The organism is Vibrio sp. S457-15 (assembly GCF_000960545.1).
In the GTDB taxonomy this organism is placed as follows: domain Bacteria; phylum Pseudomonadota; class Gammaproteobacteria; order Enterobacterales; family Vibrionaceae; genus Vibrio; species Vibrio parahaemolyticus.
On sequence record NZ_JYOQ01000177.1, the window covers coordinates 1 to 13,543 of the forward strand.

Annotated in this window: 9 protein-coding genes, 5 tRNA genes and 2 rRNA genes; 9 read left to right on the forward strand and 7 right to left on the reverse strand. The window is 45.3% G+C overall.

The features are described 5' to 3' along the window. A 23S ribosomal RNA gene (locus UF05_RS19590) occupies positions 1–99 on the forward strand; the annotation flags it as partial. A gap of 91 nt (positions 100–190) precedes the next feature. After that, a 5S ribosomal RNA gene (rrf, locus tag UF05_RS19595) occupies positions 191–306 on the forward strand. A gap of 110 nt (positions 307–416) precedes the next feature. Here the strand turns inward: rrf and ilvY are convergent. Then, positions 417–1,307, reverse strand: a complete 891-nt coding sequence (gene ilvY / locus UF05_RS19600; protein WP_005455228.1) for an HTH-type transcriptional activator IlvY — start codon at positions 1,305–1,307, stop codon at positions 417–419. Positions 1,308–1,450: 143 nt separating this feature from the next. Between ilvY and ilvC the strand changes: the two genes are divergently transcribed. Next, the gene (ilvC, locus tag UF05_RS19605) at positions 1,451–2,935 is read left to right on the forward strand and encodes a ketol-acid reductoisomerase (protein WP_025501944.1); all 1,485 of its coding nucleotides are present in this window, start codon (positions 1,451–1,453) and stop codon (positions 2,933–2,935) included. A 183-nt stretch (positions 2,936–3,118) separates the two neighbouring features. Here ilvC and ubiK read toward each other — a convergent pair whose 3' ends face one another. The 4 genes from ubiK to UF05_RS19625 form a co-directional block, all read right to left on the reverse strand. After that, positions 3,119–3,370, reverse strand: coding sequence for a ubiquinone biosynthesis accessory factor UbiK (ubiK, locus tag UF05_RS19610; RefSeq protein ID WP_005496609.1), 252 nt, complete (start codon positions 3,368–3,370; stop codon positions 3,119–3,121). A gap of 131 nt (positions 3,371–3,501) precedes the next feature. Next, positions 3,502–6,624 carry a multidrug efflux RND transporter permease subunit VmeD gene (gene vmeD, locus UF05_RS19615; protein WP_025501943.1) on the reverse strand — a complete coding sequence of 1,041 codons (3,123 nt, stop codon included), beginning with the start codon at positions 6,622–6,624 and terminating at the stop codon, positions 3,502–3,504. 11 nt (positions 6,625–6,635) lie between these two features. Beyond that, positions 6,636–7,739: a multidrug efflux RND transporter periplasmic adaptor subunit VmeC gene (gene vmeC, locus UF05_RS19620; RefSeq protein ID WP_045544767.1), complete on the reverse strand. Its 1,104-nt coding sequence runs from the start codon at positions 7,737–7,739 to the stop codon at positions 6,636–6,638. Positions 7,740–7,757: 18 nt separating this feature from the next. After that, positions 7,758–8,339 (reverse strand): TetR/AcrR family transcriptional regulator, encoded by a 582-nt coding sequence (locus UF05_RS19625; protein ID WP_005487525.1) that lies wholly within the window; start codon positions 8,337–8,339, stop codon positions 7,758–7,760. A gap of 169 nt (positions 8,340–8,508) precedes the next feature. Here UF05_RS19625 and rep point away from each other — a divergent pair, with 169 nt between their 5' ends. Further along, on the forward strand, positions 8,509–10,524 hold the full coding sequence (gene rep, locus UF05_RS19630; protein ID WP_005455214.1) for a DNA helicase Rep: 2,016 nt from the start codon (positions 8,509–8,511) through the stop codon (positions 10,522–10,524). A 92-nt stretch (positions 10,525–10,616) separates the two neighbouring features. On the opposite strand, the gene UF05_RS19635 is transcribed toward rep, so the two are convergent. Continuing rightward, positions 10,617–11,030 (reverse strand): c-type cytochrome, encoded by a 414-nt coding sequence (locus UF05_RS19635; protein WP_005455203.1) that lies wholly within the window; start codon positions 11,028–11,030, stop codon positions 10,617–10,619. Between the two features lie 337 nt (positions 11,031–11,367). Between UF05_RS19635 and UF05_RS19640 the strand changes: the two genes are divergently transcribed. From UF05_RS19640 to UF05_RS19660, 5 genes are all read left to right on the forward strand, one after another. Next, positions 11,368–11,444: transfer RNA gene (locus UF05_RS19640), tRNA-Arg, on the forward strand. A gap of 32 nt (positions 11,445–11,476) precedes the next feature. After that, positions 11,477–11,552 (forward strand) — tRNA-His (locus UF05_RS19645). Between the two features lie 72 nt (positions 11,553–11,624). Then, a tRNA-Pro gene (locus tag UF05_RS19650) sits at positions 11,625–11,701 on the forward strand. A gap of 49 nt (positions 11,702–11,750) precedes the next feature. After that, positions 11,751–11,826: transfer RNA gene (locus UF05_RS19655), tRNA-His, on the forward strand. A gap of 24 nt (positions 11,827–11,850) precedes the next feature. Continuing rightward, positions 11,851–11,927, forward strand: a tRNA-Pro gene (locus UF05_RS19660). 243 nt (positions 11,928–12,170) lie between these two features. On the opposite strand, the gene UF05_RS19665 is transcribed toward UF05_RS19660, so the two are convergent. Continuing rightward, positions 12,171–12,896, reverse strand: coding sequence for an HAD family hydrolase (locus UF05_RS19665; RefSeq protein ID WP_045544768.1), 726 nt, complete (start codon positions 12,894–12,896; stop codon positions 12,171–12,173). Positions 12,897–13,543: the final 647 nt, after the last annotated feature.

Below are 13,543 nucleotides of genomic sequence, written 5' to 3' on the forward strand. Positions count from 1 at the left end.
CTAAAGGGTTGTCGGAGACTACGACGTTGATAGGTCAGGTGTGTAAGTGCTGTGAGGCATTGAGCTAACTGATACTAATTGCCCGTGAGGCTTAACCATACAACACCCAAGGGGTTTTGATGGACTCGAAACAAGAACAGAATTGAATGTGTAGAGAACACAGAAACAGCTTTCCGAATTAAAGAATTTGCTTGGCGACCATAGCGTTTTGGACCCACCTGACTCCATTCCGAACTCAGAAGTGAAACGAAATAGCGCCGATGGTAGTGTGGGGCTTCCCCATGTGAGAGTAGGACATCGCCAGGCTTTTAATTTGAAGAAGCCCACTCGAAAGAGTGGGCTTTTTTGCATTTCAGAGTTCTGAAAATTAGGGTTATAAAAAATAACCCAAGTAATTCGAATCCATATACCTATTATTAAGGTGCAATGTATTTGCTCTCCGCTACCTTCCAAAAAGCTTTCACTAATGGGTTTTCTAACTGGTTTTTGGTGCAACAGACGCCAAGTTCAAATGGCTTAATTGGCAATACTTTTAAGCGATTAATCTTTTCCCTTACTGGACTGTTGTTGATTACGACATCCGGTGCGATACCCACCCCACATCCCAATGCAACCATGCTTACGATGGCCTCATGTCCAGACGTTTGCGCGTAGATATTCGGTTTTATTTTCATTTTTTTGAGCCAAGTATTAGCCCTGTCCCTTGCTGTGCCTGCTTCCGGAAGAATGAATGGAATGATTGACCAATCTGGCTGCTCCTTTTGCAATTCCTCAGCAAATGAACTGACACCGACAGGAGCGATGACAGACAGAGGGATTTCACTGATCGTTTCAAACGCGATTTTGTTTGGCATCTGCTCCGATTTGGCTGAGATGGCAATATCGGCTTCATCTGCTAGTATTTTGTCGATTGCTTGAGCTGGGTCACCGGTTGATAGCTTAAATTCAATAAAAGGATGCTGAAGACGAAAATCGGAAATTAACTCTGGTAAATGGCTGTAGCTGGCGGTCACCGAACAAAAGAGACGGATTTCCCCCTTTAGCTCGCCTTCGGTTCCTTTTATATGGTTTTGATACTGTTGCCATTCACTAAGAATTTTTAACGCGACAGGCATTAATTTTTTGCCTTGGGTTGTCAGCTCTACACTGCGATTATCGCGAACAAACAGCTGTTGATTTGTTTCTTCTTCCAACTTTTGTATTTGTCGACTGAGGGCAGAAGGACTGATGTGCATGGCTGCAGCGGTTTTGGCAAAACTTTTACTCTCACAGAGATGAATGAAAAGTTGCAGGCTTTTGATATTCATTAAATCTTTATTTCCATGTTGCATAAATTGCAATAAGTAATTGTGAATATATCACTTTAAGCAACGTTATGTCTGTTTTAGTATGAAGTTATTCGGTAAGACGGTTACCGACCTTTATGGAAGAATGTTTAAGGAGCGCCCAGATGGCTAACTATTTCAATACCCTAAACTTGCGCGAGCAATTGGATCAACTTGGTCGTTGTCGCTTTATGGACCGTGAAGAATTTGTATCTGAAGCGGATTACCTGAAAGGTAAAAAAGTGGTCATTGTGGGCTGTGGTGCTCAAGGTCTAAACCAAGGCCTGAACATGCGCGATTCTGGTCTTGATGTGTCTTACGCACTACGTCAAGCTGCGATCGATGAACAGCGTCAATCGTTTAAAAACGCCAAAGATAATGGCTTTGAAGTTGGTAGCTACGAAACGCTAATTCCTCAAGCCGATCTGGTTGTTAACTTAACGCCAGACAAACAGCACACTAACGTTGTTGAGACGGTGATGCCACTAATGAAAGAAGGCGCTGCACTAGGTTACTCTCACGGTTTCAATGTTGTGGAAGAAGGCATGCAGATTCGTAAAGATCTGACCGTTGTCATGGTTGCTCCTAAGTGTCCTGGTACAGAGGTTCGTGAAGAATACAAACGTGGTTTTGGTGTTCCTACCCTAATCGCGGTTCATCCAGAGAATGATCCAAAAGGTGAAGGTTGGGATATCGCGAAAGCTTGGGCTGCAGCAACAGGTGGTCACCGTGCGGGTTGTCTTGAGTCTTCTTTTGTCGCTGAGGTGAAATCAGACCTAATGGGTGAGCAAACCATTCTATGTGGCATGCTACAAGCGGGGTCTATCGTATGTTACGAGAAGATGATTGCTGAAGGCATTGATCCGGGTTATGCAGGTAAGCTACTGCAGTACGGTTGGGAAACCATTACGGAAGCTCTGAAATTCGGTGGCATCACTCACATGATGGACCGTCTATCTAATCCAGCGAAAATCAAGGCGTTCGAGCTTTCTGAAGAATTAAAAGACCTAATGCGTCCACTTTATAACAAGCACATGGACGACATTATTTCTGGTCATTTCTCTAGCACCATGATGGCTGACTGGGCAAATGATGATAAAAATCTTCTAGGATGGCGTGCAGAAACTGGTGAAACTGCATTTGAAAATTACCCAGAAACGGACGTTGAGATTTCTGAGCAAGAGTACTTTGACAACGGCATTCTAATGATTGCAATGGTTCGTGCTGGGGTTGAACTGGCATTTGAAGCGATGACAGCTTCTGGAATCATCGATGAATCAGCGTACTACGAGTCTCTACATGAACTTCCGTTGATTGCTAATACTATCGCACGTAAGCGTCTATATGAGATGAACGTGGTTATCTCTGATACGGCTGAATATGGTAACTACCTATTTGCTAACGTAGCAACGCCTTTATTACGTGAGAAATTCATGCCTTCTGTTGGTACAGAGGTTATTGGTAAAGGTTTAGGCGAAACGTCTAACCAAGTGGATAACGCGACTCTTATCGCAGTGAACGAGACTATCCGTAATCACCCAGTGGAATACATTGGCGAAGAACTACGTGGCTACATGACGGATATGAAGCGCATCGCGGTTGGTGGCTAATTCTCTTCGCTGCACAGCATTGAAGATATTAAATGAACTCCAGACAGATTGGAGTCGATAAATACAAAAAACACGACATCTAATTAAAAGGCTTGGTCTCCGTTGACCAAGCCTTTTCGTTTTTAGTCGATTTGTCCATGTGCTGATAAGAAAAACGCTCCTGTCGAAGGAGTGTTTAGGGGCTTATTTATCAGCTAGCTTTTCTTCAAGCTCGGCTAATTTCTTTTCCATTTCTGTCAGCTTTTGACGCGTGCGTAGTAAAACTTGAGTTTGAACATCAAATTCTTCGCGGCTTACCACATCTAGCTTATTTAGTTGGCCTTGGATTACTTGGCGAACTTTTTGCTCAACGTCTGCGCCTAGCTCTTTTACTGGTGCTGGCATTGAGTCATGAATTTGTTTAGCAATTTGCTCTAATTTCTTTGGGTCAAACATAGTGGCTAAAACTCCTTTTGATTTGCCGACATTCTAAGTAAATGATACGGGAAAGTCGCCATTTAGATGGTAAAAAAGAGAGCAGCAATAAAAAAGGCCACCGAAGTGACCTTTTTCTTCGCTTCTTGAGCTTATTTGTTTTCTGCTAGTTCGCGGTGCGCTGCTTTCGCTTCATCAACTCGAGCTAACTTTTCCAAGTCTTTATCTTCAACAAAAACTGGCAGTGGTTTGTGTTTTTCAGCTAGGTAGCTGTAAATCACAGGTAGTACGAATAGCGTGAACAACGTACCAAGTGCCAAACCAGCCACGATTACGATACCGATACTAAAGCGCTGCTCTGCGCCTGCACCCGTTGCGTACATGAGTGGGATAAGGCCGGCAATCATCGCCGCAGTGGTCATCAGAATTGGACGAAGACGCACTTTCGCCGCCTCCATTACTGCATCGATTCGAGACAGTTTGTTGTGCAGCTGCTCTTCTTTTGCTACTTCACAGATCAAGATACCGTGTTTGGTGATCAGACCGACCAACGTGATCAGACCGACCTGCGAGTAGATGTTCATCGAGGCTGTGCCCCAAGCCAAGGCGATCAACGCACCACACACCGCTAGCGGTACCGATACCATGATAACGATAGGGTCACGAAGTGATTCAAATTGAATCGCGAGAACCAAGAAGATGATGGCTAACGCAAGACCAAACGTTGCGTATAGCGCGCTACCTTCCGTCACGAACTGACGTGCTTCACCCATGTAATCATGGTTGTAACCTGCTGGCAGTTTGTTTTGTGCGATATCTTCAAACCAATTAATGGCATCACCCATGGCTACACCAGGAGTCGGAACTGCACCCACAGTCGCTGAGTTTAATTGGTTGAAATGTGGCAGAGAGCGAGGCTCTGCCACGACATCAATGGTGATCAGGCTACCCAATGGAACCGCTTTGCCATCAACGGAGCGTACGTAGTAGTGCTTCATTGACTCTGGATTTAAGCGCCACTTACGTTCAACTTGTGGAATAACTTCGTACGAGCGGCCGTTAAGGTCGATACGGTTAACATAACCGTCAGCCATCATAGTGCTTAGCGTGATACCGATGTCTTGCATCGTCACACCGTAAGCGCCTGCTTTATCCTTATCGATCTTGATCTTCATGGTTGCTGAATCATATTTCAGATCGAGATCGGAATAGACGAACATTGGACTGCTTGCTACTTCCGAAAGAACGTCACTTGCAACGGTAAACAAGCTTTCAAAGTTGTTTGGTGTTGTAATCACGAACTGGATAGGCAGACCAGACCCCGCACCTGGTAGTTCAGGCATTTCGAATGCAGTGACGGCCATGCCAGGTACTCCTTGCACTAAGGCACCCACACGCTCTTTCAATTCGGCTTGGCTGGCTTCACGTTCGCTCCAAGGTTTCAGCGTTGCTAGACCAAACGCTTGGTTCGAGTTAGGCACACCGGTAAACACCTGCGCGTATTCCACCTCTGGTTGAGCTGACAGAATCTTGTTTACATCGTTCATGGTGTTTTGGATGTAATCCAAGTTCGCGTTCGAAGGTGCGGTACCCATAAGTACAACTACACCTTTGTCTTCCGAAGGTGCAAGTTCACTAGGAATGAACTTGAACAAGATAGGTAAGCTCGCAAATACAATAATGGCAAATACAATCACAACCGGACGATTAGCCATTACCGATCTCAGTATGCCCTCGTAACGAGTCGTCATACCATCAAGGATATGGTGAACTTTTTGTTCAAACTTGCTTGGTTTTTCGTTCGCCTTCAGCATTTTCGAACACATCATTGGTGATAGTGTCAAAGCGATGATGCCGGATACGAATACCGAACCTGCCAGTGTCAAAGCGAACTCTTTGAACAATGAACCTGTGATACCACCCATTAATGCGATTGGCGCGTACACCGCACCTAGTGTCAATGTCATTGCGATAACCGGAACCGCAATTTCACGCGTACCAATGATCGCTGCACGGAATGGGGATTCACCTTCTTTGATGTGACGGTCAACGTTTTCTAGTACCACGATCGCGTCATCCACCACCAAGCCAATGGCTAGAACCATCGCCAGTAGCGTCATCAAGTTCCAAGAGAAACCCATTGCTTGCATCACCATCGCCACACCAATCAAAGAGAGTGGAATAGTCACGATAGGAATGATTACCGCACGGAACGAGCCTAGGAACAGCGTGATAACCACAAGTACTATGACCGCTGCTTCCAGGATGGTTTTCACCACTTCGTGAATCGATTCGTTGATCGCAATCGTAGAGTCGTACATCACGTTCATTTTGATGTTGCTTGGTAGGTTGCGCTCAAGTTGAGGCAATAGATCAAGCACGTCTGCCGCGATGTTGATCGGGTTAGCACTTGGCGCTGCGTTGATCGCCGCAACCACAGCTTCTTGACCGTTTGCACTTGCGCGGTAAACGTCGTGACTCTTCTCTAGCGTTACTTTAGCGATATCACCTAGGCGAATCACATCCCCTTCACCAGTTTTCACAACTAAGGCTTCAAGTTCAGCAACGTTTGATACCTGAGTATCTGCGCTACCGTTGTAAAGCACGAACTCGCCAGTCGCTTGACCTGTTGCGGATTGGTAGTTATTGGCGTTCAAAACGCTCATCACATCGGTTGCAGTCAGCTTCAAAGCGCCCATTTTGGCAGGATCTAGCCATACACGTAGTGCGTATTTCATACCACCATAGAGATCAACTTTGGACACACCGTTTACGGTGAACAACTGCGGGTTGATTACACGTTCAAGGTAGTCAGTGATCTGACTTGAAGATAATTCGTCACTCGTAAAACCTATGTACAGTACCGCCGTAGTCGAACCAGTCGACATGGTTACGGTTGGGTCTTCGGCTTCTTTTGGAAGCTGTGAACGTACCGAGTTGGTTTTTGCCAGAATGTCAGACAACGCTGCATTTGGGTCCGTGTTTAACTTCATGTTTATGGTAATGGTCGATTTACCCAGTACCGATTGAGAAGTCATGTAATCAATGTTGTCGGCTTGTGCTACTGCTTGCTCCAAAGGCTGAGTAATAAAGCCTTGGATTAAGTTGGCACTTGCACCGTAGTAACTGGTGGTTACGGTAACCACCGTATTTGTCATTTCAGGGTATTCACGAACCTGCATTTTGAACACTGCTTGCAAACCAAGTAGTGCAATCAAAAAGCTGATCGATACCGCTAAAACTGGACGTTTTATAAAAACATCAGTAAAGCGCATGATGCCTCCAATTAAAGCATTGGTGTTTCAGCAGGTGGAGTAATGGCATTGCTTTCAACAATGCTAACTTTTGCGTGGTTGCTTAAACGGACTTGACCCGAAGTAACTACCACATCACCAGGTTTCACGCCTTCCAAGATGTGTGCGATGTCTTTAGTACGTTCGCCCACTTTAACTACGTGTTGCTTCACGCGCTTTTCACCCTCTTCTTCTGTCACGATGTAGACGTTATCGCCGTACAAAGTGAAGGTGATTGCTGTTTGAGGTAGCGTCACTTGGTTTGCCAATTTCGGCATGATGATGTTTGCACGTGCGAACATACCGCTGCGAAGTTTGCCATCGCTGTTTGGAATGTCAGCTTGTACTTGGATCAGACCACTTTGTACATTTACCGCAGGTTCAATGGCAGAAATTGAGCCTTTGAATGGCTGATCTGGGTAGGCATCTACAAAAATATCCACTTCTTGGTCAAGTTTGATACGCGAGATGTCTGTTTGAGGCACGGTAAAGCGCAGACGCATTACGCTGCTATCTTCTAGGCGAACAATATCGCTACCAGCTTGGATGTATTGACCAAGATAAACGTTACGGATACCAACTACACCTGCAAATGGCGCTTTGATTTCACGACGATCGATGGTTGCTTTTAAACTCTCGATATCTGCTTTAAGCGAGTAGTAGTTTGCTTCAGCTTCATCGTAAGCTTCTTTAGAAATAGAACCTTTCTTAAACAGACCTTGGTAACGTTTGTATTTCGCTTCTGCTGCAGGAAGTTTCGCTTGTGAACTCTTCAAGTTCGCTTTTTCTACTTCAGAATCAAGCAGAACGAGAGGCTGGCCAGCTTCAACTTGAGTCCCTGATTCAAAAGCGATCTTGTCGATAACACCGCTCGTTTCGTTCGCTACCGTCACCCCTTGGTTTGGCTCGATAAAACCGATAGCCTCGATCACTGGTACCCAATCCACCGCTTTTACTTCCGTAACGGTTACTGGGAACTCAGGTTCAGGGCGGCTAGCGAAAGCGTCCATTTTTTGCTTGATATCAATTAGCCTGTATGTCACTACACTACCAAAAAGTAATAAAACAATTGATAGCATCAAAATCCACTTTTTCATTCTATTAAGAACTCCAAGTTAGTGTTTAATAATTGCATCCCAACTGGCTTCAATGGCTGCTTCCAGCGCATCGTCGTCCAATTGATAAAATCCCAAAGCATGTTTTCTCGCAAGCGCGACGCTTGCTTCAAAGCTTAATCCAGAGAGCACTTCGTTATCGAGAGGCTTAAAAACCCCTTCTTCTTTGCCCTGGTTGAAAAGGCGATCTACTTGGGCAAACATTTTTCGCTCAAGTTCCCACGTCTTGTTTCTTGTTGTGCAAGGTAACGAATCATATTGAACTCGATTACTGATGGCGTTTAAGTTGGAACCCGCCAAATTCCAGATGTTGAGCCACATGGTTCGATAGCGTTCCTTCAATGGCATGTCGTCATTAACGCCCGCTTGCACTGCAGAGGCAATGCGTTTGGCTACGTTAAGACGCACTTCTTCCAATAGATGTTCTTTGTCTGAGAAATAGCGATAAATCGTCCCGGCGGCGACACCCGCTTCGTTAGCCAGCTTTTGCATAGAAAGCCCTTGAAAGCCAGACTCTGCAATTAACTGTTCCGCAGCGGCAAGTATTTGATCGCGTTTATCTACAGCAGGGTTGTCCGTCATAATCCTACTACCAGTGAATGAACGTTCATTCATTATAGCTTAAAGTCTGGTCTACTATGCAACAGAATGTTGCACCAATCGGGGTAAAATTTACGAGAAAATCACCGTAGCATTCAAAGAGCCACCCCTTTATCATAGGCGCCACATTTGTCACCCGCAGAGAATTTGTATGAAGCTGAACCCTAGACAAGATGAAGCCGTAAAATACGTGTCTGGTCCATGCCTAGTGCTTGCCGGCGCAGGCTCAGGTAAAACGCGCGTAATTACTAATAAAATTGCTTACTTGGTTCAGCAATGTGGCTACAAAGCAAGAAACATCGCGGCCGTGACCTTTACCAACAAAGCCGCGCGCGAAATGAAAGAGCGTGTTGGTCAAACCTTGGGTAAAGCCGAGTCGAAAGGTTTGATGGTTTCTACTTTCCATACCTTGGGTTTGAATATCATCAAACGTGAGTACAAGCAGCTTGGGTTAAAAGCGGGCTTTTCGTTGTTTGATGATCAAGACCAGATGGCGCTGTTGAAAGAGTTGACGGAAAAGCAACTCGACGGTGATAAAGACCTACTCAAACAACTATTGAGTACGATCTCCAACTGGAAAAACGACATGTTAACGCCAGAGCAAGCCAAAGCGATGGCGAAAGGCGAGCAACAACAGCTGTTCGCTTTTTGTTTTGAGATGTACCAGAAGCAGATGAAGGCGTACAACGCGCTCGATTTTGACGACCTGATCTTGCTGCCGGTATTGCTGCTGCGTAATAATGAAGACGTGCGTCAGCGTTGGCAAAATCGCATCCGCTATCTATTGGTTGATGAATACCAAGATACCAACACCAGTCAGTATGAACTGGTCAAATTGATTGTGGGTGAGCGCGGTCGCTTGACCGTCGTGGGTGATGATGACCAATCGATTTATTCGTGGCGTGGTGCCAAACCGCAAAACTTGGTGCTGCTCGGGCAAGATTACCCGAATCTGCGTCTGATCAAGCTGGAGCAGAACTATCGCTCGACTAGTCGAATTCTTCGTGCTGCAAACATTTTGATTGCCAATAACCCGCACGTGTATGAAAAATCACTGTTCTCAGAAATTCCTGACGGCGAAAAACTGAAAGTGTTGCTAGCCAAGAACGAAGAGCACGAAGCAGAAAGGGTCACGGGTGAGTTGATTGCGCACAAGTTCTTAAATCGCACGGAATATCGAGATTATGCGATTTTGTATCGCGGTAACCATCAATCGCGCTTGATTGAAAAATCACTGATGCAAAACCGCGTACCGTACAAACTGTCTGGCGGTACATCGTTTTTCGCGCGTGCCGAAATCAAAGACATCATGGCGTATCTTCGAGTGTTGGTGAACCCGGACGATGACAACGCATTTCTGCGCATTGTGAACACGCCGCGACGCGAAATTGGCCCGGTAACGTTAGAAAAATTGGGCAGTTACGCCAATATGCGCGGCAAAAGCCTATTTGAAGCAAGCTTTGAAATGGGATTAGAACAACACCTATCGGGGCGTGGTCTCGAAAATCTGCGTCGCTTTACACAATGGTTGGTGGCGATTGCCGATCAAGCTGAGCGAGGTAACACAGTAGAAGCTGTTCGTTCCTTGGTTCGTGACATTCATTACGAAGATTGGCTGTACGAAACCTCAGCCAGCCCGAAAGCCGCTGAAATGCGCATGAAGAACGTTTCGGATCTCTACTCTTGGATTGTGGCTGACTTAGAAGGTGACAATTACGACCAAGAAGAGAAAACGCTGAAAGAAGTGGTTCAACGTTTGACCTTGCGTGACATGATGGAACGCGGCGAAGAAGACGAAGACAGCGATGCCGTTCAATTGATGACATTACACGCATCAAAAGGCCTAGAGTTTCCTTACGTTTATTTGATTGGTTCGGAAGAGGGCATATTGCCGCATCAAACCAGTATTGATGAAGATAACGTCGAAGAAGAGCGACGCTTGATGTACGTAGGCATCACCCGCGCACAGCGAGAGCTGACGTTTACCATGTGTAAAGAGCGTCGCCAGTTTGGTGAGTTGATCAAGCCGACTCAAAGTCGTTTTTTGGATGAGCTGCCGTTTGATGATGTCGAATGGGAAGTGAACAAAAAGCCTGTGTCTCAAGAAGAACGAATGGCAAAAGGTCAGGCGCACATTGCAAACCTGCGCTCGATGTTTAAGAAGTGATCTCTTTGATCTCACGGTAAATCAAGTTCACTCCAAACAAAAAGGCTTGCCGATTGGCAAGCCTTTCTTAATTCAGATGAGTCGCCGCTGTATTACAAGCCATCAATCATGTGGTCGATGGCAGCAATGATTTCATCATCAGAACAGTCCATACATGTACCTTTTGCTGGCATCGCGTTGAAGCCTTCAAGCGCGTGCTTCACTAGCACGTCTTTGCCTTGCGCGATACGCGGAGCCCAATCGTCAGCATTGCCCGATTTTGGCGCGCCGTTTACACCAGATGCGTGACAAGCAATACAAAAAGTACCGTAAACTTTGGCGCCATCACGTGGACCGGTTGGTTCTTCCTTCACAGGCTCTGAACCTGCTAGATAAACATCACCGACAGGTTTGATGCGTTCTGCGATCGCATCGTATTCAGTTTGGCTGATGTCAGAAGCTAAAGCTGCCGTAGAGAAAGTTAAGGCAGCGAACAAAACGCTAATCATTTGTCGAGACATATCCATTAAACCCACTTCACATTCCCGAGGTAAGTGACTTACCTATTTATATAGTTAGAGTATTGATACCGCGTCGAGAAAATCATTCGAAATCTCTCCGATGGCATAAAATGATTAAACAACTTGGTTGCAGCTGTTAAATCAATGTAAATAATGGGTGATTATATCCCGATAACTTGTTGCAATAAACAACAAGTTATCCATGACAGGGCGTGAATCACATCAAAAATACACTTTAAAGGCAGATAACTGTCGAAAAAGAGACCAAACGATAAAAAAAGTAAAAAAAGTACTAGACGGCATAGTGTGATATCCGTATTATTCCACTCCGCCGATAGGGCATGCGCCCGTAGCTCAGTTGGATAGAGCGTTGGCCTCCGGAGCCAAAGGTCGAAGGTTCGAATCCTTTCGGGCGTACCATACCCCGGAGGAAAAGTCGGTAAAACTCAATGGTGGCTATAGCTCAGTTGGTAGAGCCCCGGATTGTGATTCCGGTTGTCGCGAGTTCAAGTCTCGTTAGCCACCCCATTCTTTCCTTTTTGGATAGAATACGGTAGCATTGCTTCCCATCTTGATGTTGAATCAGGATAAAACATAAGTCGGTGAATAGCGCAGCTTGGTAGCGCATCTGGTTTGGGACCAGAGGGTCGGGGGTTCGAATCCCTCTTCACCGACCACTATCTAGTTTATGGCTACATAAGTAGCGGTGAACATAAAAATTTGATGGTGGCTATAGCTCAGTTGGTAGAGCCCCGGATTGTGATTCCGGTTGTCGCGAGTTCAAGTCTCGTTAGCCACCCCATTCTTTCTATAAAGAATACATGCTCGGTGAATAGCGCAGCTTGGTAGCGCATCTGGTTTGGGACCAGAGGGTCGGGGGTTCGAATCCCTCTTCACCGACCACTATTTAAAGCCTCAGTCGAAAGACTGGGGCTTTTTTGCATTTTAACCACTCTATTTTCCGTCATATTAGCTGATAGTGGCTAGCCAGAAGATTTCTATCAGCAGAATCTCGCTTTGCGTTCGAATTGTAAGGTTGGTACAGCTTTTGGTGCTTTAGACCACCCATGATCCCAGAGCTTTTCGCGCAGATAAAATAAACCCCAGCTCAATGTCTGGGGTTGTGGTTTTCTTAATTCGCTGTTGTTATTGGGCGAGTGTTTTCAGGATTTCTTTTAGCTCGACGGTTTCTCGGATTTCAAAGTTCGGCGTTATCTCTGTTGGATTACTTGCGCCAGTCGCATTCACCCACACACTCAAAATACCCATGTTGTTTGCGCCTGCGATGTCTGCCGCTAAAGAGTCACCGATGTGTAAGGCTTCTTCTGGTTTGACGTCGACAAGATTCAAGGCTTTTTGGAATATGCTGGCCGCTGGTTTTTCTTCTGGCTCTTCGCCACCCACAATAATATGGTCCACCCATTCATCCATTTGTGTTGCTTTCAATTTGGGGTGCTGCGAGAAAATTGGACCGTTAGTGATCACAACAAGTTTGTAGTGCTTACGTAGATCCGTCAGCATTTCTTTTACGCCAGGGAAGAAAGTGAACGCGCCCATACGTGCTGAATCAAAATAGTGTTGTGCTTGCTGAGCTTGCTCTGCATCGATGTGGATGCCGTCCTCCGCCAAAATCGTTTGGAGCAGACCACAGCGAAAAGCATTTTCGTCTGGAAGAAGAGCAACCAGCTGGGGAAACTCTGCGTTGAGCTTTTTATATACCCCTTGCAAGTAGCGTTGTAAGAATGCTTGAGGATCAGAGACTTGTGGATACGTTTGTTGAATCCAGGCAGCAAATTTTTGCCCTGCAGCTTTGTCTGCTTGGGATGTGCCACATAACGTCTCGTCCATATCAAAAAAAATCGCTTTAAGCACAGGGGCTCCTTTCATTCACTACTTAGTCATTAGTCACTGGCGTCGAAAGCCTATTATCCCACTCTAAATCGCATCGTAAAGAGGCAATCCGTCAGCAAATTGTGCAGTTTCGTTTACGCTTAAGTGATGCTGTTCTTTTGGCTTAATCATTAAACCGCATAACGGGCGCATAATCGCAACTTTGAGGAGGTTTCCTCTGTTTTGTTGTGGTGCTCACGTTTTAGCCTTAGGTGAAGCCGGTTAACTTTGGTTTTTTATGTTTGCCGACTATTTTGTTAGTAACATTTTATGCCGAAAAATCGCTTTTGGTACGATATATTGTTTGGTAAATGTTAATGATCACACATGAATAGTGTGGTTATGGTGTGAGGTGATGTTGTGCCTATATTTAGAGCATTTTTCTAGTTTTAATGGTGCATGGCGCACAAAAATGGGGTGATATGAAAGTGGTTAAATACTTGTTAATGCATTTTTATTCGCTCATTGTGCGTGTATTCAATGTTTTTACGGCGGAATATACTTTAATTGTTGCTTTTTTGTGTGATTTTTGCCAAATTGTTTCCGCATTAAGATTTCAGAGTATTATTCTGAATTTGAACGGATTCATTCAGGTGATGAATGGCACGGGCTTTCCCAGTGCGATTCGA